Genomic DNA, 20,384 nt, shown 5'->3' with positions numbered 1-20,384 from the left:
TAAAGGAAGGGAATACAATGAGTATCCGTATAATTGTGAAAGAACCGGACCCGGTTTTGCGGGAAGTGGCCAAAGAAGTAACGAAATTCAATTCAAATTTGCAAAAATTGCTTAAGGATATGGCCGATACGATGTACGATGCAGAGGGCGTAGGCCTCGCGGCACCGCAAATCGGGATTTCGAAGCGGATTATCGTCGTGGATGTGGGCGATGAGAATGGTTTAATCGAAATGGTCAATCCCGTCATCGTCGAGCAGGAAGGCGAACAGCTTGGGCCTGAAGGATGCTTAAGCATTCCTAACCTGAATGGGGACGTGCTGCGTGCAGACCGGATCGTGGTAACCGGACAAGACAGCAGCGGTCAGACAATTAAGGTCGAAGCGCAGGGCTACCTCGCACGTGCGTTTCAGCATGAAGTCGACCATTTGAACGGTATTTTGTTTACCGATTTGGCGGAGAGTATCTACGACATTTCGGAAAGAGCTAGAAAAGGCGGCGAATAGCTTCATGCGTATCGTATTTATGGGAACGCCGGAATTCGCCGTTCCCTCTTTGAAGCTGCTCTTGGAGCAGCAGTATAATGTTGTTGCTGTTGTTACACAGCCCGATCGGCCGAAGGGCCGCAAAAAAACGCTAACGCCGCCGCCTGTAAAGGAAGCGGCGTTGTCGTTCAACCTGCCTGTGCTCCAGCCGGAGCGGATGCGGAATGCAGATGCCGTTGCAGCGGTTGCCGAGCTGAAGCCGGACCTGATTGTTACGGCAGCCTACGGCCAAATCTTGCCGAAGGCGCTGCTTGATATTCCGCGCCTTGGCTGTATTAACGTGCATGGCTCTTTGCTGCCGAAATATCGCGGCGGCGCTCCTATCCAGCGCTCTATCATTAACGGCGAGAGCTCGACTGGCGTTACGATTATGTATATGGCGGAGGGCTTGGACACCGGTGACATGATCAGCGTTGTCGAACTGCCGATAGGTGACGAGGATACATCCGGGACCATGTTCGAAAAGCTTAGCCGCGCAGGCGCGGAGCTGCTTGGACAAACGCTGCCCTCCATAATTTCGGGTGAGGCGAAGGCCGTCCCGCAGCAGAATGAGGAAGCAACCTACGCACCCAACTTAACGCGTGAGGATGAGCGAATCGATTGGACGAAACCGGCTCGCGCGATTTTCAATCAGGTCAGAGGCTTATCGCCGATGGCCGGTGCTTTTACCTATTTGAATGGTGAAGTATTTAAGGTATGGCAGTGCGCCGTGCAGTCAGCCGCTGATTCAAAAGAAGCTGCTGCACCAGGAGCCGTTCTTGCATCGGACAGCAGCGGCATTCAAGTCCAGACTGGCGAAGGCGTGCTTGTATTGAAAGAAATTCAGCCAGCAGGCAAACGAGCGATGAGCGCGGCAGATTGGCTGAAAGGCGCACGTCTTGAAGCAGGCACGCTGCTTGGCGACGGAGGTGCGGCATGACGGAGAGCGGCACGAAAAAAACGGGTAACAACGGTACTGGCGCAAAAGGCAAGCCCAAAGCAAGGAATGGTCATAAACGTCCAGCTCCAGGCGGCAAGCCTGCTCAGGCTGGACAGACTCCGCCGCAGCAGGGAACCCGCAAAGCGAATTCGCCGCGGGAGCTGGCAATGGATACCTTGGTTAAGGTAGCCCAGACCGGAGCTTACAGTAACTTGCAGCTTAACCGTACCCTTCAGGACGCAGGATTGCAGCGCGCAGACGCGGGGTTAGTAACGGAGCTCGTATATGGGACAATCCAGCGTCAAGCGACGCTTGATTATTGGTTAAGCCGATTCGTCTCGAAAGGACTACATAAGCTTGAGCCATGGGTGCATCAGCTGCTTCGTATGAGCGCGTACCAGCTGCTGTATTTAGATCGCATACCGGCGCATGCTGCCGTGAATGAAGCGGTGACCATAGCGAAGAAGCGCGGGCACTCCGGGATTTCCGGCATGGTGAACGGCGTGCTTCGCAGCATCGACCGCGGCCGTTCAGACCTGCAGGCGCTTGATATCAAGCATGCAGATCCGGTCGTTCAGATCGCCTTGCGCCACTCCTATCCGGAATGGCTCGTAAGCCGCTGGGTAATCGCATATGGGGAAGAAAAGGCAGAGGCAATCTGCGCGGCAGGGAATGAGCATCCCCATACCAGCCTGCGTGCTAACCGATTAAAGGTTAGCCGCGAAGAAGCCATTGCGCTGTTGAAAGAAGCAGGCTTCGAGGCTGAGCCATCCGTTATTGCGCCCGCAGGCATAACCGTTCAGCGCGGAGGCAATCTAGCCGATTCCGACGGATTCCGCGAGGGCCTATGGTCTGTGCAGGATGAAAGCTCGATGCTGGTTGCAGAGGTCGTAGCGCCTAAAGCCGGCATGCAGGTACTGGATTGCTGCGCGGCTCCCGGCGGAAAGAGTACGCATTTGGCTGAGTTAATGGATGGCAAGGGCAAGGTGTGGGCGAACGATTTGCATGCCCATAAGCGCGATTTGATCGTTTCGCAATCCGAGCGGCTGAAGCTGCGCAATGTCGAGGCTACTACCGAGGATGCACTCAAGCTGGCAGGCCGCTTCAAGCCGCATTCGATGGATGCCGTTTTGCTCGATGCCCCTTGCTCCGGATTTGGCGTAATTAAACGCAAGCCGGAGATCAAATGGACCAAAACAGCCGGAGATGTATCGGATATAGCGGCCGTTCAGCAGCGCTTGCTGAATGCCGTATGCGATTTGGTTCGCCCTGGAGGAGTGCTCGTATACAGCACATGCACGATCGAGAAGGATGAGAACGAGCAGCAGGTTGCCCGGTTCTTACAGGAGCATCCCGAGTTTGAATTGGATCGCAATTGGCCGGAGGCCATCGTTGACCAGCTGAAGAAAGCCGGAGCTATCGATGAGCATTTTGATGGCCAAGCGCAGCTGCTTCCGCAGCATTTTGACAGCGACGGTTTTTACATTGCAAGGATGGTAAAGCGCCCATAAGCCGCGCTTATGGCTGAACATGGGCGTTTGTGGTAAAATAAATCGATGGCGGATACCAGAACGTTTGGTCCGCCCTACTATAAGGTACAGGTGTGATGAAATGAAACCATGCATATATGACTACACGCTCGAACAGCTTCAACAATGGATGAAAGATAACGGCGAACCGGCCTTTCGCGGCGGGCAGTTGTTTGATTGGCTTTATGTGAAGCGGGTAAAGAGCTTTGAAGATATGTCCAACCTATCCAAGGAGCTTCGCGATAAGCTCGAGGAAAGCTTCCAGATTATAACGCTTAGCGAAATTACAAAATTCGAATCAAAGGACGGCACCGTTAAGTTTCTATTCGGCCTGCATGACGCGCATGCGATCGAAACGGTGATTATGCGCCACAACTACGGCAACAGCATTTGCGTGACGACACAGGTCGGCTGCCGAATCGGCTGCACATTCTGTGCCTCGACGCTTGGCGGCTTGAAACGCAACCTGACCGCGGGAGAAATCGTTGCACAGGTTGTTACTGCGCAGCAAATGCTTGACGCAACAGGCGAGCGCGTTTCCAGTATCGTCATAATGGGCTCAGGGGAGCCCTTTGAGAACTACGACGCAACCATGGCCTTCCTGCGTATCATGATTCATGAAAAAGGCTTGAACATCGGTCAACGTCACATTACGGTGTCGACGAGCGGCATTGTACCAAGCATGTATAAATTTGCAGAGGAAAACACGCAGATTAACCTCGCGCTGTCGATCCATGCACCGAATGATGCGCTGCGTTCCAAGCTGATGCCGGTTAACCGCCGTTTCCCATTCGATGACGTAATGGCTGCTTGCCATAACTATATCGCGAAAACAGGCCGGAGAATCACGTTTGAGTACGCCTTGATTGGCGGAGTGAATGACCGTGCCGAGCATGCGCAAGAGCTTGCTGATGTGCTTCAAGGCATGTTATGCCACGTCAATTTAATTCCCGTAAACCATGTTCCTGAACGGAATTACGTCCGGACGCCGCGCGAGGATATTTTTGAATTCCAACGCGTACTGGAACGGAATAAAGTGAGCGTAACGATTCGCAGGGAGCAAGGTCATGATATCGCGGCAGCCTGCGGCCAATTAAGAGCGAAACATATGGAGTCTCAGGCGAGGTGATGATTGATTGTTAACGGCAAACCGCAGTGACATCGGACGGGTTCGTCAAGTCAACGAAGACCAATCATGGGTAAGTCAATTAAACAATGGGGTAACCCTTGCCATCGTAGCCGATGGCATGGGCGGCCATCAGGCTGGGGACGTAGCAAGCCAAAAGGCTGTTGATGCGTTCCGCAGCATGCTGGAGCAAAGCGCGGCGAAAGCGGATTTGTCCTTACAGGAAGGGAAAATGCTTATTCGGCAAGCGATTTCGCATGCGAATGAAGCTGTATTTGAGTTGGCTTCCCGTAATGAGCGTTATCATAACATGGGCACTACGATCGTTGCTGCTTTGGTGAAGCAGGACAATGCTATTATCGGACATGTTGGCGACAGCCGCGCTTACAAAATTACGGAAGGCGTTATTACGCAAATTACAAATGACCATACGCTCGTCAATGAACTGGTCAAATCCGGCCAGCTTAGCGCAGAAGAGGCGGCTCATCATCCTAGGCGCAATGTGCTGACACGTGCTGTCGGTACGGATTCCCAGGTTGACATCGAGGTTCAAACCGTAGAGTGGTCTTCCCATGACGTTCTGCTGCTTTGCAGCGACGGTTTATCGAATATGGTGAGCGAGCAGCAAATGCTGCAAACGGTCTCGACGGAGCAGCTGGAGCTTGAAGCTAAAGCTGATCATCTCATTCAGCTTGCACTCCATGCTGGCGGGGACGACAATATTACAGTCGTTCTGCTGCAAGAAGCGCCTAGCATGAATCGAGAGGGGTGACAAGGATGATCGGACAGGATTTAGGCGGACGTTATGAAATATTGACACGGATCGGCGGCGGCGGGATGGCGCTTGTTTATAAAGCGCATGACGTACTGCTGAATCGTAAGGTCGCGGTAAAGGTGCTGCGGCAGCAATTTGTGCATGACGAGGAATTTATTCGCCGATTCCGTCGTGAAGCACAGTCGGCAGCTGCGCTATCTCATCCGAACGTCGTCAGCATTTATGATGTAGGACAAGAAGAGGATACGCATTATATCGTAATGGAATATATCGAAGGCCACAATTTGAACGAAATTATCCAAGAGCGTGCGCCGTTGCAGACAGATGAAGCGGTGCGCATTGCCATGCAAATTGCTGATGCTCTTGACCATGCCCATCAAAATCATATTATACATCGCGATATTAAGCCTCATAATATTCTTATAGGCAAAAACGGGCGAGTGAAGGTAACCGATTTCGGTATTGCGCGTGCGGTTACATCATCGACCATTACGCAGACGGGATCTGTTATTGGATCGGTCTACTATTTTTCTCCCGAGCATGCCAAAGGGGTAAACACCGGTGAAAAATCGGATTTATATTCGCTTGGCATCGTGCTTTACCAAATGCTTACGGCAAAGCTGCCGTTTCTGGGCGAAAGCCCGATCAGCGTTGCTTTGAAGCATCTGCAGGAAAATTTCGAGGAGCCGCGGGTCGTTAATCCGCATATTCCGCAAAGCGTAGAGAACGTTATTCTTAAAGCGATGCGGAAAAACCCGAGCGAGCGCTACGGCTCAGCCCATGAAATGCAGCTTGATTTGGATTCCTGCCTTCGTCCTGAACGATTGAAGGAGCCCAAAATAACGTTTATACATGTCAATGACATGGAAGAAACGCGCGTAATGCCTGCTATTCGCGGCGATATCCTTCCGGTAGACGCCAAAGAGCGCGATCGGCCGGCAGTTGCCGCGGTCGAAGAACAGCAGGAGAAAGAAACGGTCCCGAAGTCAAAGGGCTGGAAAAAACCGCTCGCTGTAGTCGGTTTCACGCTCGCTTTTCTGGGATTACTCATTTGGGGCTTTTTCTGGCTCCTGGGCGTACTTGATGTCGCAGAGGTCGACGTGCCTTACGTTGTGGGCAAGACAGAGACCGAAGCCCGGCAAATGATTGAAGGCGCGGGTCTAAAAGTGGAAGATCCTGTCGTTCATGAGCATAATAAAGAAATTCCGAAGGATCAGGTAATCAGTCAATCGAAGGCGAATATGAGGGTCAAGGAAGGCTCATTGATTCAGATTTCGGTCAGCGATGGGCCAGAACTCGAGGAGTTAGGCAATTATGTCGGGAAATCTCTTCAAACTGCGATTGATGAGCTCGGAGCATTAGGCATAACGGAGGATCAGATCGTGATTGATCCGGTATTCAGCGAGGAAGAGCCGGATACGATTGTCCAGCAGTCGCCAGAGCCGGGCGAACAGTACAATCCTGAATCCGTTGAATTCAATTTCATGGTCAGCAAAGGCCGCGAGACCGTTCCGATGCCGAATCTGATCGGCAAGAGCCTGAGCGAAGCGAAGGATTTGATTAAGGCAAACGAGTTGACGCTGGATGACGCTGATATTTTGTATGAGCCTAGCTATTTGCATCAGAAGGATTATGTCATTAGCCAGGATCCATACAAGCCGAAGGATCAAGTTTCCAAAGGGGCCAAGGTTTCCATTCGCGTAAGCTCCGGACCGCCGGCTGATGCGAAGGAGCATCAATTCAATATCACGATTTCACCTGCGGAAGCAGGCAAAACCAGCGAAGTTCGAATTGAATACTCCGATGCGCGCGGCGAGAATATTGAATGGGATAAACGTCAAATCAACAACACGCAGACCTTCCCTGTTACAGTTATCGTCGCACCCGATACGGAAGCGAGGGTAACGGTATACCGCGACAACCAGTTTATCGATACCAAAACGATCACTTACGAAGAACTAATGCAGGGTTCAAATTCATCCACCTTGACCATTCCGGGTGAAGAAGTGCAGGCCACAGAAGAGCCGACACAAGCGGAGGTTACCGAAAGCGATGAGCCAATTGAAGAAGAGCAGCAGCAAGAACAGCAACAGCAGCAGCCATAACAGCAAAGAGGATCATCTCAAAGGCACGATAGTAAAAGCGTTGAGCGGTTATTATTATGTTCGGGCGGTTGACACAGCAGCGGATTCCATAACGGTCCAATGCCGGGCACGGGGCGTTTTCAAAAACAAAGGACTTACTCCGCTAGTGGGCGATGTTGTCATGTTTAGCTTAACGGAGAACGGGGAAGGCACCGTTGAGGAGCTTCTCCCCCGTTCTTCGGAGCTTATTCGTCCTCCGGTCGCGAACATCGATCTTGCCATACTCGTGTTTTCGGTTACGGAGCCTGCACTGAATTTGCAGCTGCTTGATAAGTTTCTTGTCCATATCGAGCATGCCGGCATACCTGCTGTGCTTTGTTTAAGTAAACAAGATTTAGAAAACGACGGTTTAGAGACGGAGGAGGCGCAGGCTGCGGCTGCCTCCGTTAATCGTATTTACCGTCCGCTCGGGTATGAGGTATACGGAACGAGCTCTCGCCTTGGCGAGGGCATTGCACCGTTTCAAGAGCGGCTAAAGGGCCATCTGGCCGTATTTGCCGGTCAATCAGGCGTAGGGAAGTCCTCGCTGCTTAATGCCATTGTGCCAGGCCTCCAGCTTGAGACCAATGAAATCAGCAATAGGCTGGGGCGCGGCAAGCATACGACCAGACATGTGGAACTGATTGAAATCGGCGGCGGTTTAGTCGCGGATACGCCAGGGTTTAGCCAGTTGGATTTCCAAGAGCTGGGGATTGAGGATTTAGGCTACTGTTTTGTTGAAATGCGCAAGCTTTCTCCAGACTGTAAGTTCCGAGGCTGCACGCATGTCCAAGAACCAGGCTGCGCCGTGCTCGCTGCGGTTGAAAGCGGGGAAATCGAGAAAAGCAGGCATGAGCATTATTTGCTTTTTTTAGCGGAAATGAAAGAGAAAAAACGGAGGTACTAACTACTATGACAATTATTGCTCCTTCCATACTATCGGCTAATTTTGCGCGGCTTGGGGAAGAAGTTCAAGCCGTGGAAGCGGCAGGCGCGGATTGGATCCACGTGGACGTGATGGATGGACATTTCGTTCCCAATCTTACTTTCGGACCGCCGGTCATTTCTGCGATAAGGCCAGCGACAAAGCTGCCATTTGATGTGCATTTGATGATTGAACGTCCGGAGCTATCCATTGCCGATTATATCGCAGCAGGCGCGGACCGGATTACGGTGCATGCCGAGGCCTGCGTGCATCTGCATAGAACGGTGCATTATATTAAGGAAAAGGGTTTGCCTGCGGGCGTAGCCATAAATCCGGCAACGCCGGTTTCTGTATTAGAGCCGATTTTGCATGATCTTGACCTTGTGCTTATTATGACGGTTAATCCGGGTTTTGGCGGGCAGAAGTTTATCCCTTATTCGCTCGTGAAATTACGGCAGCTGCGTGCGATGCTTGAGGAGCAGGGATTGGATGACGTGCACGTACAGGTGGACGGCGGCGTGAATTCGACTACGGCGGCGGTGATTCGCGAAGCCGGGGCCAACGTACTTGTAGCAGGGAACGCCGTATTTTCGGAAGAGGACCGTGCAGCAGCCATTGCGGTATTGCGTTAGGGGCCGGGATGATGAATGAGCGATTAAAAACGACGTTTTGGCTTTTGGCCTATACGTTTTCAGCTGGTCTCATGCTGACGATTTTTTCACTGATTGAGGATTTTTATCGTTATCTCTTTTCTTTGTTAGCTTTATACATAGGCATACGCTTTTTTCGGAGATTCGAAACGCTTGGTTTTAGAATTACCTTTTTCGTATTGTCGATTGTTTTTTATTTGCTAATCGCTGTTATCGTCTCTGCCTTTATCTTTTTAAGAGATCACCCAGACACAATAATGGGCGCGTAATACGCTTACCCCCGCAGGCTCTCAATGGAATAGGACGAACTGAATACGCATAGGATGTTTACATGAGCGTAGGAATTTTGTCACGGATAAATTCGATGAGCGTGTCTGAGGAGGGATGGGGCATGAAATTTTATACAATCAAACTGCCTAAATTTTTGGGCGGATTCGTAAAGGCGATTTTGAATACCTTCCAAAAAAATTAGGTCAGACGCTGCAGGGCACCCTTCGGCCGTGATCGTGTAAAAGTAAAAGAAAAGCACCTGAGCGCTCAGGTGCTTTTGTCTATGGCCAAAGCCATCATTATACGCGGGTAACTTTACCGGCTTTCAGCGCGCGAGTGCTGACATAAACACGTTTCGGTTTACCGTCAACCAAAATGCGAACCTTTTGCACGTTTACGCCCCAAGAACGACGAGTTTTGTTGTTTGCGTGGGAAACGTTGTTACCTTTACCAGGTGCTTTACCTGTAAGAAAACATTTGCGGGACATGACTACACCTCCTTTAAATCTTGCGTGAGCAAAACTGATTCCATAAGAATGGCTCGTTATGCGTGAGGAAAACTTCATTCGTAAGCGAAATAACATTTAAACACACTTGAATATCGTATCATAAACATCGGTTCTGTTCAACCTAAATATACGGACAAAGCATTCCTTCCAAGCATTAAAAGCTCATTTTTCCTTAGAAAGACTGGATTTGCTGATCGGACTTCTATAAAGGAGCCGTTTATAGTACAATAATACTTAGTCCATAATATATACAGTAAGGGAGTGTTTTTCCATGTCACTGCAGCTAAGCACCGAACTCGGTACCATACATGTCTCAGACCATTGCATAGCCATTATTGCCGGCTCTGCGGCCATGGATTGTTATGGACTTGTCGGAATGGCTTCACGCAAACAGCTGAAGGACGGAATTGCCGAGTTGCTCGGACGAGATAATTTAACTCGAGGCGTTGAAGTTAGACGGGTAAACGAAAAATTGCATATTGATCTCTACATCATCGTAAGCTATGGAACAAAAATTTCCGAGGTAGCGCATAATATTCAATCCAAAGTAAAATATGTGCTGAATGACGTGATTGGTCTACAAGTGGAAGAAGTCCATATAATTGTGCAGGATGTCAGGGTACTTAAGTAACAGGGAGGGAAATTTCGTTGAGTAAGCGCTTTATAAACGGATCTGATTTTGCCGCAATGGCACTGCTCGGCGCGGATTACTTACAGCGTAACGCAGAGCACGTTAACGCGTTAAATGTATTTCCGGTGCCGGATGGCGACACGGGAACAAACATGAATTTAACGATGTCCTCCGGCGTTCGCGAGCTCCGCAGCAAACCGTCAAACAGCATTGGAAAGGCGACTGAGGCTTTATCTAAGGGGCTTCTGATGGGCGCTCGCGGCAACTCCGGCGTTATTTTGTCGCAGCTGTTCCGGGGCTTCTCCAGATCGCTTGCCGGTCTTGAAGAGGCGGGAACGGTGCAGCTGGCCGCTGCTTTGCAATACGGTGTTGACCTCGCTTATAAAGCTGTCGTAAAACCAGTAGAAGGAACGATTCTTACGGTGGCCAAGGAAGCTGCCAAGCATGCCGTGCAATACGCCCGCAGAACTAACGATGTGGCTGAGCTAATGCAGGAGGTTCATCAGAAAGCATATGACGCGCTGCAGCGTACGCCGGATTTATTGCCGGTGCTGAAGCAGGTAGGCGTCGTCGATTCTGGGGGACAAGGTCTCGTATTTATTTACGAAGGTTTCTTACGCAGCCTAACCGATGTGGACGGGCAGCTTGATTCCTATTCCATGGCTTCGGAAGCGGCTCCGCCTGAAGAGGTGGCTGTACCTACTGCTGTTCCTCCCGTTCGTAAGCAAGAGCCGACATCGGCGCAATCGCGTTTATCGACGGAAGCTATCGAGTTCTTATATGATATGGAATTTTTTATCAATCGCAAGCTGGCCGGCAAAGCAGGAGCGTTTTTTGATGAATCCGCTTACAAACGGGCGCTTAGCAAAGACGGAGATTCTATATTGGTCATAACGGAAGACGATATCATCAAGGTGCATGTGCACACGCGGAAACCGGGCGATGTTCTTAATCTATCGCTTCCTCACGGAGAATTAACCGATATCCATATTCTTAACATGCGTGAGCAGCATCGTGATTTGCTTGAGCATGAACAAGCGGATACGGACGTTGTGGACTTCTCCGCGGCTGAGCTGCTTGCAGGCCAAGCTGTTCAAGGAGTTCCGCCGGGACAAATATTCGAAAAGGCGCCTTTTGGCATTATCGCGGTCGCGTTAGGCGAAGGCATTGCCGATATTTTCCTGGAAAATGAAGTAGATACGGTGTTGTCCGGCGGCCAAACGATGAACCCGAGCACGGAGGATTTCGTGAAAGCGATCGAAGCGTTGTCCGCGGAGCATATTTATATTCTTCCGAATAATGGGAATATCATTTTGGCGGCAGAGCAGGCTGCCGAGCTTAGCGAGCGCAGCGTTACCGTAATCCCTACCCGTACGATTCCGCAGGGCTTGGCGGCAGTTCTTGCTTTTAAAGAAGAAGAAACGGCTGAGCGCAACAGCGTGTGGATGAAAAATGCCGCGGAACAGGTAGTTTCGGGGCAAGTAACAAAGGCAGTAAGGGATACGACGATTGAAGGCGTGGACATCCGCGAGGGCGAATACATCGGCATTAAGGAGAAAACGATCGTTGTATCGGAAGCCGGCTTGCTGGAAGCCTGTCACGGGCTTATCGCGAGCATGCTTGACTCCGGTGGAGATTTGCTGACGATTTTATCCGGGGAGGAAGCGGATGCAACGGAAACGGCATCGCTTTGCGAATGGATTGGGGAGCAATATCCTGAGCTGGAGCTCGAGGTGCAAAAAGGCGGACAACCGCTCTATCCTTACGTATTTGCTTTAGAATAAAGATATGGTCGTTATAATGCGGGGAGGGTATGACAATGGGGAAGGTCCGTATCGTAACGGATAGCACGGCCGACATTCCGGATGAGGTTAAAGAGCGTTTGGGGATATCCATTGTTCCTCTTAAGGTGATATTCGGCGAAGAGACTTTTCTAGACGCGGTGACGATAAAGTCGGAGCAATTCTATGAAAAGCTGGCACAGTCCTCTGTGCTTCCTACAACATCGCAACCATCGCCGCTTGAGTTCTCGGAAGTATATGGACGGCTGCTCGCTGAAGACGCTGATTCTCCTATTATTTCACTTCATTTATCAGCGGCGCTGAGCGGCACCTTTCAGTCGGCAGTCATCGCTCATTCTATGCTGGAGGAAGAATCGGATATTACGATTTTGGACTCTAGATCGGCTTCTTACGGATTTGGGATGCGTGTCGTGAAAGCGGCAGAAATGGCGCAGGCAGGGGAATCAAAGGAACGGATCATAGAGGCAATCGAGCAGCTTGAGCGAGATACGAAATTATATTTTCTTGTGGATACATTGGAATATTTGCAGAAGGGCGGACGGATCGGGAAAGCTTCGGCGCTGATCGGTTCGATCCTCAATATAAAACCGATTTTGTCATTGGAACCGGAAGGTATCGTGTATGCGGTTGATAAGGTGCGGGGCTCCAAGAAGGCGATGGCGCGTATCATAGAGCTGCTGAAGCAGACGTACGGCGATGAGCCGGTTGGCATGACAATGGCGTACTCTTTCCGCAAGGATACCGCAGAGGAGCTTTGTGAGCTTCTAAAGAGCCAATTCAATGTACGATCGATTAACTGGACGACGATTGGCGCGGTAATCGGAACACACACCGGACCTGGCGCATCAGCCGTGTTTATGTACAGGATGTGATATTATGATGACGCTGGACCAAATTTCAGTTCGGCAAATCAAAGGCGTGAGTGCTCCTAAGGAACAGGAGCTTCACGCCTTTGGCGTTAAAACCGTTGCGGATATCCTCGATTATTTTCCGTTTCGGTATGAGGATTACCGCATTCGCGAGCTGACCGATGTCAAGGAAGGCGAAAAGGTAACGGTGCTGGGACATGTGAGGGGGATTCCCCTGTTGCAGCGCTATGGCAAAAGCAAATCAAGACTGACGTGTAAAGTAGAGATCGGACAATGGCTGGTCACGGCAGTATGGTTTAATCGGCATTTTCTGCAGGATCAGCTGACCATCGGCCGGGAGATTATGCTTACTGGCAAGTGGGAGCAGCAGCGCCTGCAGATGACGGTTTCAGACTCTGAATTTCCTGGCAGCGGAGGCGCGGCGAAGTCGGGAACGCTTCAGCCCGTTTACTCCGTCGGGGGAAGCATTACGCAGCCCTGGATGCGCAAAACGGTCCGTCAAGCCTTAACACAATATGGAACGATGATCGAAGAGATGCTTCCGCAAGAGCTTGTCCGCCAGCATGATTTGATGGCTAGACGGGACGCAGTGCAGCGCATCCACCTCCCTGATGCTACGCGGGAAGGGCAGGAAGCTCGCAGAAGGCTGGTTTATGAGGAACTTTTCTTGTTCCAGCTTAAGCTGCAGGCATACCGAGCGCTCAACCGCAAGCGCAATGACGGTATCGCGCATCGTATCGAGAGCGAGACGATCCGTCAATTTGCCGCTACGCTGCCGTTTGAGCTGACGGATGCGCAGAAGAAGGTCGTTAATGAAATTTGCGTCGATATGAGAAGACCCTCCTGCATGAACCGTCTGCTTCAGGGGGACGTCGGTTCAGGCAAAACGGTCGTCTCCGCGATTGCTCTTTATTGTGCTGTGAAGTCGGGGCACCAAGGCGCTTTGATGGTGCCGACCGAAATCCTAGCCGACCAGCATATGCGATCGCTAACGAGGATGTTTGCGGAGCTTGGTATCCAGGTTGCCTTGTTAACGGGCAGTTTGACAGAGCGCAAGCGGAGAGACGTACTCGCGGGGCTGCAAATGGGGATCATCGATATCGTTGTCGGTACGCATGCGTTGATTCAGGATGATGTTTGTTTCCGAAGCCTGGGACTTGTTGTCGTGGACGAGCAGCATCGTTTCGGCGTTAACCAAAGAAGCGTGCTGCGCCGCAAAGGGATGAATCCGGACGTGCTCACGATGACGGCTACTCCGATCCCGAGAACAATGGCGATTACCGCGTTCGGGGATATGGATGTGTCGACGATTCGAGAGCGTCCGCATGGGCGAAAGCCGATCAAGACCTATTGGGTGAAGCATACCATGATGGAGCGAGTGCTTGGTTTTATTCGAAAAGAAGTAAACAAAGGCCGGCAAGCTTATATTATTTGTCCTTTGATTGAAGAATCAGAAAAGCTCGACGTTCAAAATGCGATTGATCTTTACGTGCAAACACAGCAGTCGTTTCCGGATCTGCGTGTCGGTTTATTGCACGGTCGGTTATCGGCAGCAGAGAAAGAAACGGTCATGGGTGCCTTCGGTGCCAATGAAACGCATGTGCTTGTGGCGACGACCGTGGTTGAGGTTGGCGTCGACGTGCCTAATGCCACGCTTATGATTATTATGGACGCGGAACGTTTCGGCTTGTCCCAGCTGCATCAACTGCGGGGACGGGTGGGTCGTGGCGAGCATCAATCGCATTGTATTCTTGTAGCCGATCCGAAATCGGAAACCGGACGCGAGCGCATGAAAGTCATGACGGATACGGACGATGGCTTTGAAGTATCCCGGCGCGATTTAGAGATTCGCGGTCCCGGCGATTTTTTTGGGACGAAGCAAAGCGGGCTGCCCGAATTCCGTTTAGCGGATATGGTAGCAGACTACGAGGTGCTCGAGATTGCTAGGGAAGATGCCGCAGAAATGACGGAACGCGATGATTTTTGGTCAAACGACTCTTATGAAAGAGTTCGCAGCGTATTGCGCAAAGATCAATTTTTTCAAGGTGAACAGCTGGACTAGGCAATAATTATCTCCTTGCGGCATATAGTTAAACAATGTGACGGGATTGCCGGATGGAGGTGTCAGGCCAGTGAGTTACCAAAATTATGGAATTCGGCCGCAGTTGGTCGAGCGCATCAAATACAAAATGAAAAACCCTGTAGTGAAGGATCGTATCAGGCAGCTGCTTGGAAATGTGACGAAGTATGATTTGCAGGATCGGCCAAAGGTGAGGAAGCTTGTGAAAGCAGCGGCCGTTATTTTGCAGGAGCAACTTACGGATACGCAGGAAGATCAGATTGTCGCTTTCGTCATGGGGCAAAAAATCGATCCTAACAACACGTTTCACTTGTTGAAGCTTTGGGGAATGTTTCGCTGACCGCTTGAGGTCAGCGATTTTTTTTGTCTCTCGCTGCAGTCCTGGGACTCATAGTTTACCATAGCTCCAACTGCTCATCGGCTTTATAGGGTTCAATCAAAGAAGGCTCGTCATTGCGTACGCTTCCGACAGCCGCGGAAACCGTGTAAGCCTCGAGTTCGTCTGCCCGGTACGGCTTAAACAGAGGCGTAAGTACAGCGGTGTCTGTTATGGAACGATTCAGCCAGAGCTGCTCATCTTCAGGGCGCAAAATAACCGGCATGCGGTCATGTATGGGGGCAACGAGCTCGTTGGGTGTTGTCGTTAAAATCGTGCAGCTGTTGATTTTCGTTCCCTCAGGCGAGATCCATGTTTCAAAGAGACCGGCCATACTGAACAGAGCACGGCTCTTCAGAACGATTCGCATCGGCTGTTTACCTTGTGCCGTCGCTTTCCACTCATAAAATCCGTCAGCCGGTATGAGGCAGCGCTTGCGCTGCAGCGGTTTCTGGAACGCTGGCTTGCCGGCCGCTGTTTCAGAGCGGGCGTTAAGCATCTGAAAGCCGATCTTCGGATCATCAGCCCATGGCGGAACAAGTCCCCATTTCAGCTCTCCTAACCGGTTGCTTTGCCCGTCGTTAATGATCGTCAGCACCTGCTGGCTAGGGGCAATATTGTATTTCGGACGATGAAACGGGATCATCGTCTCCCCAATCATATATCTAACCATCAGCTCCTCCAGCGTGACGGTGAGCGTATACCTTCCGCACATGACTCTCGTCTCCTTCCTTTATGCTTGCTTTTATTATACATCGCGGCCAGCTGCGGCGCATATGTTGCTTACACGGTATGACGATTCGCAGGTTGGCAAATACTGGTTATATAGGATGATGCGAGCATTTGCTTCATATAGTCAATGACGTTGGACAGGGGCGTTTACAATGGGCAATAAGAATGGGGTACGAGTATACCGCCGATCATTCGGCTATTGGCTCCGGCAGCTGCTGGCGCTTCCTGGCGCGGCGTTTGACTATGCGGTCGGCAAATGGGCCGCTATGAGCGCATCGCATGCGATGATGGAGGAGGCGATCCCGCTTCAGCTTTCGGCTTCGGCAGCCGCGAAGCTAAAATATGCGTGGTCTAAGCAGAGTACATTCCCTGGTCCTGCTATGGCAGAGGGCTGGCATGAACGGGACCTTGCTCTCATTGCGCGGATACGCGACGAGACGGCAGCCTACAACCGAAATAATGTGACACGAACGGAAGCTTACCGTTCCGTATACTTCCGTACCCCAGAGCTGCATTGGGCGCTGCTAGCCCACATGGTGTCCCGCAATGGCGGCTGGAATATGACAGACTTGCAAGGAGAGTGGCTTCCCTTGCTGCTGAATGCAGAGCAGAGGGAGGCCGTTTTTCGATTTCTGGAGCAGGCAAACGCTTTGATCTTTCAAGATGCTTATCCTCAGCTGCTGCTTTATGAATGGAGCCGGCGCGAGGGCAGGAGTTTGTTCCATTTGCTGCCTGCTTTTGGCGTATCGGCGTTCATGGCGCCGGTCTGGAAGCAGTTCTGGCGTGATCGCGACGCAGTGCCGCTTACGATTGCGTTAATCGTAAACGAGCAGCATTACATTGAGCAGCGGGTTGTACAGCATCCGTATTTTCGCGAAAAAGTGCTGCATACGCTATTTTTTGGACTGCAGTCCCTGCTTCAGCTGAACGGCGTTATTGTTCCTTACGGAACTGGGCAAGCAAGAGGTGAAGGAGCATCCGTGTTAAAGCTCTCCGGCCTTATTTTGGAGCAGTTCGAAAATTTACCGGAGCGGATTGAATTCGGCAAGCGCTTGTATGCGATGCTGTTTGGCATACCGCGCGTATATGATGGGGCGCGATGCTTTGCCGGCGCGGTGAAGCATACGGGCTCGCGCGCGGACTATGCGCCGTATATGTTCTCGCGCGTTCGTCAACAGCTTCCGCATAGCGTCTATAAGGAGCGTCTGCTTGGCGGGCGTTTGAAGCTGGGTGCCGAGCCGCTTTACAGCCCGGAGCTGGGCGCTGCGTGGAACGATCAGCCTTTAGAGGCTCCGGAGCCTGGCGATTGGTTCAAATCGGTAAACGAGGTGTGGCCTTATTTTCAAAAGCTGCCTTTGCCTCATTCTTTCGAGATTACGAATGAATACGGTCTCATGCTGAACAAGATTGAGCTGGCGGTGCTTGCGATGCAGCGGGGGAAATGAAGTGATTGTGTATATGCATCTGGATCAGGCAGGGGTGTTGGATCAATAGTAATGGAGAACAATGCTCATATTGTAAAAGGATTCAGTAATATTTTATATCGCTGAGCGAATCGGATCATAGGCAAGTAAATGATCGGTCTGGATGTTGGTCAAGTTTAGACTTAAGTCGAGTACAAAACCATCCTGAAGGTTCAACTGCAAATCAAACCTGCGTCCGTTAAAAATGTAACATCCTTCCTGTAAAGTGAGAGTCATCAACTCATGGCAGGAAGGGTGTTTAAATTGAATAATCAAGCAGGTAGCGGACTGCGTCCGGCAGTCAAGTTTTTTGAAGGGGAGAAGTCCTTGGTGCTTACCGGACTGCTCGGATTTTTGCTTGCGGTGATCTGCGGGGTATGGGGCATGCTGAACGGGGGAGCCGTAGCCCCGGAAGGGGATGTATTGAAAGCATTTTCCTTTAATGCCGCACTTGGCATATTTTTGCTATCCACGGCAGCGATCCTTCCATTTTCGGCAATGGGGGAGAAAGGTAAAGCATTTTTTCGGTGGTCTTATATTTTACTGGCGTTTTATTCCTATTTTGCGGAGACCGTTCAAAATTTCCGCGGTGTAAATCCAAGATTCGTACAGGACGGAACAGCCTTCGATACGGCTGTCGGTTCGATCTTTGGATTGGTTGCTCTTTTGCTGGTAGTGTTCTATCTCTTCTTAGCCATTCAATATTACCGCAAGAAGGCTTATCGGCTCCGCCCGGAGCTTGTGCTCAGCATTCGGTACGCCATGGTTGCGGTTATGCTCTCCTTTGCGGCAGGGATATGGATTTCCGTTAACCAAGGCAGGCTTGTCGGTTTGCACGGAAATATTATTTGGCTCCATGGACTCGGTTTTCATGCGCTGCAGGCGCTGCCTTTTGTAGCTTGGCTGACAGAACGCCAGTCGCTTACCTCTCCCGTACGCCGCACGTCGATTCATATTTCCGGCCTTACTTATTTTCTTGGATTAGCATTGATCGGCTGGCAAACGTATCTCGGAAATTCCATTTTCGAATGGACGCTGCTTCCGATTCTTGCCTCATGCTGTTTCATCGCTGCATTAGTACCCGTTATCCTGATGCTGCGCCAAAAAAGTTACATCTCCAAAAGTCTGTAGCCGTCAGCGGCTTTGAAATCATCAAAATAATTTTCCGTGCGTGCAGTCAGGCAGCCTCGGCCCTCTTATTCGGGCCAAGGCTGCCGTTTTTGTGGATAGGGCGGTTTCTCATTATTCCTGAACAGACGCGCCTTCAATGTCCTGAATCGGGAACCACTCGCCATCGACCATAAAACGGCCTCTCAGCTGGTCAATGCGTTCTACGATGCCGATGACCGTGAGCTCCTCGAGCGGGTGGAAAAGACGGAGCGTAATCGGCTGCTGCTGCTGCAGCGACTCCGTCACGGAGCGGGCCACATGCTCCCATTCCTGCTCGTCAAGCTCTACGCGCTCCCGCTTCCGTAAAGCCTTCTCATGCTCATTAATCGCCACTTTGTGCTCGGGCAGCATCATGCGGCTGGATTCCCAAATTCCGTTGCCTTCAAGCTTCTTTCTCATTTATAATGTCCTCCGATCTTCTCCGAGCGATGGAGCGCCTGACCGGCATCCGTAATGGACACCGCTCTCAAAATAACGGCGTCTCCGTATTTCCGCTTCAACGCGTCCGTCGCTTTCTCAAGCGCCATCGTCTTCTCGCGCTTCGTGTCGAATAATGAAAGCTGATATTCGTCATCCTGGGAGAATTGCGACAGGCTGACGCCAACCTTCCGTACCGGATAGCCGTCCCAGTGCCGCAGCACCAGCTGGATGGCGGCGCGATAGACCTGATTGGTGATGTTCGTCGGATCGTCCATTTTCATCTGGCGGCTAAAGCCGGACGGCCGATCATAATCGGCGCCCATCAAGCCGACCGAAACGACATGCCCCATATACCCTTTGCCCCGGCAGCGCTGGCAGACGAGCTCAGTCAGCTCAAGCAGCACAACCTTGATTTCCTCGAGCTTTCCATAGTCGCGCGGCAGCGTCATCATATGCCCTACTGCCTTCGGAGCAACCTCATGCGTCCCCGGGGTGACGGGGCTATTATCGATTCCATTGGCGATATTCCAGTACAGCTCCGCATTAATATCCGAGTTTTTGCCAAGCTTGCGGCGCATCATCAGCTTTAGCTTATCGAGCGGCGTCGCGGCGAGCTTGCCGATTGTCTCCAGTCCCATGAACTGGAAATGCCTCGTCATCCGGCTGCCGACCATGAACATTTTGGAGATGGGCAAGGTCCATAACGTTTCGGGGAGATTTTCCTTTGTTAAAATATAGATCCCGGAACCGTTTTTTTTCGCGTAGTTGTCGCAGGCCGTCTTTGCTAACATTTTGTTCTCTGCAATGCCGAATCGGGTGTATATGCCAAGCTCGGCTAGAATACGGGTCTGGATGTGATGCGCAAGTTCCTCCGGCGAGCCGTATAAATGGAGCGAGCCTGTCACATCGAGAAACTGCTCATCGATGGAATAGGGTTCAACGAGGTCGGTATAGGCTTGGTAAATGCGCGTAATCGTCATCGAAATGTCGATGTACAGCTGCATTCGCGGCTTGATGATGACTAAATTCGGGCATTTCGCAAGCGAGTCGCCAAGCCGTTCGGCAGTCGTTACCCCAAATGACTTGGCGATGGGGCAGGCAGCCAAAATAATGCCCGACCTGCGCTCGGGATCCCCGGCGACGACAAGCGGCAAATCGCGATACTCGGGATGCTCCGACTTCTCCACAGATGCATAAAAGGATTGGCAGTCCGCAAGCATAATAACTTTATTAGGAGACATCTCGGCTCACCAGCTCTGCCGCTAACACATTTGCCGCGAGAAAGACGCGCTGCGCGCCGGATTCCAGGCAAAAGGCTCTGATATAGCCGTCCCTGACAGAGAGGACCCGAATTCTTCGCTTCGTAAACACTCCTTTTTTGCTTATATAAATGACATCAACGACACAACCGATCGTATTGAACCATTTTTCCAATGCCATGATGCTCCTCCTTCGGTATAAGAACGTCTGTTC

At 51.2% G+C, this 20,384-nt stretch carries 22 protein-coding genes; 17 read left to right on the top strand and 5 right to left on the bottom strand.

All coding sequences use genetic code 11. The annotated features are described in order from the left end of the window. Nucleotides 1–17 precede the first annotated feature (17 nt). From def to spoVM, 10 genes are all read left to right on the top strand, one after another. Nucleotides 18–503: a peptide deformylase gene (def, locus tag MRBLPE1_RS01850; RefSeq protein ID WP_364140792.1), complete on the top strand. Its 486-nt coding sequence runs from the start codon at nt 18–20 to the stop codon at nt 501–503. Between the two features lie 4 nt (nt 504–507). Continuing rightward, nucleotides 508–1,461 carry a methionyl-tRNA formyltransferase gene (fmt, locus tag MRBLPE1_RS01845; RefSeq protein WP_364140789.1) on the top strand — a complete coding sequence of 318 codons (954 nt, stop codon included), beginning with the start codon at nt 508–510 and terminating at the stop codon, nt 1,459–1,461. After that, a complete protein-coding gene (gene rsmB / locus MRBLPE1_RS01840; RefSeq protein ID WP_364140786.1) occupies nt 1,458–2,972 on the top strand; it encodes a 16S rRNA (cytosine(967)-C(5))-methyltransferase RsmB in 1,515 nt (504 codons plus the stop codon). Before fmt ends, rsmB begins: the two co-directional genes overlap by 4 nt. Nucleotides 2,973–3,072: 100 nt before the next feature. Continuing rightward, nucleotides 3,073–4,119, top strand: coding sequence for a 23S rRNA (adenine(2503)-C(2))-methyltransferase RlmN (gene rlmN / locus MRBLPE1_RS01835; protein ID WP_364140783.1), 1,047 nt, complete (start codon nt 3,073–3,075; stop codon nt 4,117–4,119). A 7-nt stretch (nt 4,120–4,126) separates the two neighbouring features. Beyond that, nucleotides 4,127–4,888, top strand: coding sequence for a Stp1/IreP family PP2C-type Ser/Thr phosphatase (locus tag MRBLPE1_RS01830; protein ID WP_364140780.1), 762 nt, complete (start codon nt 4,127–4,129; stop codon nt 4,886–4,888). A 5-nt stretch (nt 4,889–4,893) separates the two neighbouring features. Beyond that, nucleotides 4,894–6,996: a Stk1 family PASTA domain-containing Ser/Thr kinase gene (gene pknB / locus MRBLPE1_RS01825; RefSeq protein WP_364140777.1), complete on the top strand. Its 2,103-nt coding sequence runs from the start codon at nt 4,894–4,896 to the stop codon at nt 6,994–6,996. Then, a complete protein-coding gene (gene rsgA / locus MRBLPE1_RS01820) occupies nt 6,944–7,921 on the top strand; it encodes a ribosome small subunit-dependent GTPase A (protein WP_364140774.1) in 978 nt (325 codons plus the stop codon). The genes pknB and rsgA overlap by 53 nt, the downstream gene beginning before the upstream one ends. Nucleotides 7,922–7,926: 5 nt before the next feature. After that, the gene (gene rpe, locus MRBLPE1_RS01815) at nt 7,927–8,571 is read left to right on the top strand and encodes a ribulose-phosphate 3-epimerase (RefSeq protein WP_364140771.1); all 645 of its coding nucleotides are present in this window, start codon (nt 7,927–7,929) and stop codon (nt 8,569–8,571) included. 11 nt (nt 8,572–8,582) lie between these two features. Then, nucleotides 8,583–8,858, top strand: coding sequence for a hypothetical protein (locus MRBLPE1_RS01810; RefSeq protein WP_364140768.1), 276 nt, complete (start codon nt 8,583–8,585; stop codon nt 8,856–8,858). A gap of 122 nt (nt 8,859–8,980) precedes the next feature. After that, nucleotides 8,981–9,061: a stage V sporulation protein SpoVM gene (gene spoVM / locus MRBLPE1_RS01805; protein ID WP_010345573.1), complete on the top strand. Its 81-nt coding sequence runs from the start codon at nt 8,981–8,983 to the stop codon at nt 9,059–9,061. 97 nt (nt 9,062–9,158) lie between these two features. Here spoVM and rpmB read toward each other — a convergent pair whose 3' ends face one another. After that, nucleotides 9,159–9,347 (bottom strand): 50S ribosomal protein L28, encoded by a 189-nt coding sequence (gene rpmB / locus MRBLPE1_RS01800; protein ID WP_053375639.1) that lies wholly within the window; start codon nt 9,345–9,347, stop codon nt 9,159–9,161. Nucleotides 9,348–9,639: 292 nt separating this feature from the next. Here rpmB and MRBLPE1_RS01795 point away from each other — a divergent pair, with 292 nt between their 5' ends. From MRBLPE1_RS01795 to MRBLPE1_RS01775, 5 genes are all read left to right on the top strand, one after another. Beyond that, complete coding sequence (locus MRBLPE1_RS01795) at nt 9,640–9,999, top strand: Asp23/Gls24 family envelope stress response protein (RefSeq protein WP_364140766.1); 360 nt, start codon at nt 9,640–9,642, stop codon at nt 9,997–9,999. A gap of 17 nt (nt 10,000–10,016) precedes the next feature. After that, nucleotides 10,017–11,783 (top strand): DAK2 domain-containing protein, encoded by a 1,767-nt coding sequence (locus tag MRBLPE1_RS01790; protein WP_364140763.1) that lies wholly within the window; start codon nt 10,017–10,019, stop codon nt 11,781–11,783. Between the two features lie 35 nt (nt 11,784–11,818). Further along, nucleotides 11,819–12,673, top strand: a complete 855-nt coding sequence (locus MRBLPE1_RS01785; protein WP_364140761.1) for a DegV family protein — start codon at nt 11,819–11,821, stop codon at nt 12,671–12,673. A 7-nt stretch (nt 12,674–12,680) separates the two neighbouring features. Beyond that, nucleotides 12,681–14,732, top strand: a complete 2,052-nt coding sequence (gene recG / locus MRBLPE1_RS01780; protein WP_364144431.1) for an ATP-dependent DNA helicase RecG — start codon at nt 12,681–12,683, stop codon at nt 14,730–14,732. Between the two features lie 70 nt (nt 14,733–14,802). Further along, nucleotides 14,803–15,090, top strand: a complete 288-nt coding sequence (locus tag MRBLPE1_RS01775; protein WP_183561882.1) for a stage VI sporulation protein F — start codon at nt 14,803–14,805, stop codon at nt 15,088–15,090. Between the two features lie 55 nt (nt 15,091–15,145). Here MRBLPE1_RS01775 and MRBLPE1_RS01770 read toward each other — a convergent pair whose 3' ends face one another. Further along, nucleotides 15,146–15,841, bottom strand: coding sequence for an SOS response-associated peptidase (locus MRBLPE1_RS01770; RefSeq protein WP_364140758.1), 696 nt, complete (start codon nt 15,839–15,841; stop codon nt 15,146–15,148). Between the two features lie 169 nt (nt 15,842–16,010). On the opposite strand from MRBLPE1_RS01770, the gene MRBLPE1_RS01765 reads away from it, so the two are divergent. Both MRBLPE1_RS01765 and MRBLPE1_RS01760 read left to right on the top strand, forming a co-directional pair. Then, nucleotides 16,011–17,303 carry a DUF2515 domain-containing protein gene (locus tag MRBLPE1_RS01765; protein WP_364140755.1) on the top strand — a complete coding sequence of 431 codons (1,293 nt, stop codon included), beginning with the start codon at nt 16,011–16,013 and terminating at the stop codon, nt 17,301–17,303. 282 nt (nt 17,304–17,585) lie between these two features. Further along, the gene (locus tag MRBLPE1_RS01760) at nt 17,586–18,452 is read left to right on the top strand and encodes a hypothetical protein (protein WP_414698822.1); all 867 of its coding nucleotides are present in this window, start codon (nt 17,586–17,588) and stop codon (nt 18,450–18,452) included. 111 nt (nt 18,453–18,563) lie between these two features. On the opposite strand, the gene MRBLPE1_RS01755 is transcribed toward MRBLPE1_RS01760, so the two are convergent. From MRBLPE1_RS01755 to MRBLPE1_RS01745, 3 genes are read right to left on the bottom strand one after another with little or no spacing between them, the layout of a single operon-like run. Further along, entirely contained in the window at nt 18,564–18,890 is a 327-nt protein-coding gene (locus tag MRBLPE1_RS01755; RefSeq protein WP_364140749.1) for a YolD-like family protein, read from the bottom strand. After that, nucleotides 18,887–20,152 (bottom strand): DNA polymerase IV, encoded by a 1,266-nt coding sequence (locus MRBLPE1_RS01750; protein ID WP_364140746.1) that lies wholly within the window; start codon nt 20,150–20,152, stop codon nt 18,887–18,889. Before MRBLPE1_RS01750 ends, MRBLPE1_RS01755 begins: the two co-directional genes overlap by 4 nt. Further along, nucleotides 20,142–20,351 carry a hypothetical protein gene (locus MRBLPE1_RS01745; RefSeq protein ID WP_364140743.1) on the bottom strand — a complete coding sequence of 70 codons (210 nt, stop codon included), beginning with the start codon at nt 20,349–20,351 and terminating at the stop codon, nt 20,142–20,144. Before MRBLPE1_RS01745 ends, MRBLPE1_RS01750 begins: the two co-directional genes overlap by 11 nt. Nucleotides 20,352–20,384 lie beyond the last annotated feature (33 nt).

This window comes from Paenibacillus sp. LPE1-1-1.1, from assembly GCF_040676435.1.
Lineage (GTDB): Bacteria > Bacillota > Bacilli > Paenibacillales > Paenibacillaceae > Pristimantibacillus.
This window is presented reverse-complemented; position numbering and strand designations above follow the sequence as displayed.

Coding starts and splice junctions, on each gene's coding strand:
- def (WP_364140792.1), top strand. CDS start 18: ATGAGTATCCGTATAATTGTGAAAGAACCGGACCCGGTTTTGCGGGAA.
- fmt (WP_364140789.1), top strand. CDS start 508: ATGCGTATCGTATTTATGGGAACGCCGGAATTCGCCGTTCCCTCTTTG.
- rsmB (WP_364140786.1), top strand. CDS start 1,458: ATGACGGAGAGCGGCACGAAAAAAACGGGTAACAACGGTACTGGCGCA.
- rlmN (WP_364140783.1), top strand. CDS start 3,073: ATGAAACCATGCATATATGACTACACGCTCGAACAGCTTCAACAATGG.
- pknB (WP_364140777.1), top strand. CDS start 4,894: ATGATCGGACAGGATTTAGGCGGACGTTATGAAATATTGACACGGATC.
- rsgA (WP_364140774.1), top strand. CDS start 6,944: ATGAGCCAATTGAAGAAGAGCAGCAGCAAGAACAGCAACAGCAGCAGC.
- rpe (WP_364140771.1), top strand. CDS start 7,927: ATGACAATTATTGCTCCTTCCATACTATCGGCTAATTTTGCGCGGCTT.
- MRBLPE1_RS01810 (WP_364140768.1), top strand. CDS start 8,583: ATGAATGAGCGATTAAAAACGACGTTTTGGCTTTTGGCCTATACGTTT.
- spoVM (WP_010345573.1), top strand. CDS start 8,981: ATGAAATTTTATACAATCAAACTGCCTAAATTTTTGGGCGGATTCGTA.
- rpmB (WP_053375639.1), bottom strand. CDS start 9,347: ATGTCCCGCAAATGTTTTCTTACAGGTAAAGCACCTGGTAAAGGTAAC.
- MRBLPE1_RS01795 (WP_364140766.1), top strand. CDS start 9,640: ATGTCACTGCAGCTAAGCACCGAACTCGGTACCATACATGTCTCAGAC.
- MRBLPE1_RS01785 (WP_364140761.1), top strand. CDS start 11,819: ATGGGGAAGGTCCGTATCGTAACGGATAGCACGGCCGACATTCCGGAT.
- recG (WP_364144431.1), top strand. CDS start 12,681: ATGACGCTGGACCAAATTTCAGTTCGGCAAATCAAAGGCGTGAGTGCT.
- MRBLPE1_RS01770 (WP_364140758.1), bottom strand. CDS start 15,841: ATGTGCGGAAGGTATACGCTCACCGTCACGCTGGAGGAGCTGATGGTT.
- MRBLPE1_RS01765 (WP_364140755.1), top strand. CDS start 16,011: ATGGGCAATAAGAATGGGGTACGAGTATACCGCCGATCATTCGGCTAT.
- MRBLPE1_RS01755 (WP_364140749.1), bottom strand. CDS start 18,890: ATGAGAAAGAAGCTTGAAGGCAACGGAATTTGGGAATCCAGCCGCATG.
- MRBLPE1_RS01750 (WP_364140746.1), bottom strand. CDS start 20,152: ATGTCTCCTAATAAAGTTATTATGCTTGCGGACTGCCAATCCTTTTAT.
- MRBLPE1_RS01745 (WP_364140743.1), bottom strand. CDS start 20,351: ATGGCATTGGAAAAATGGTTCAATACGATCGGTTGTGTCGTTGATGTC.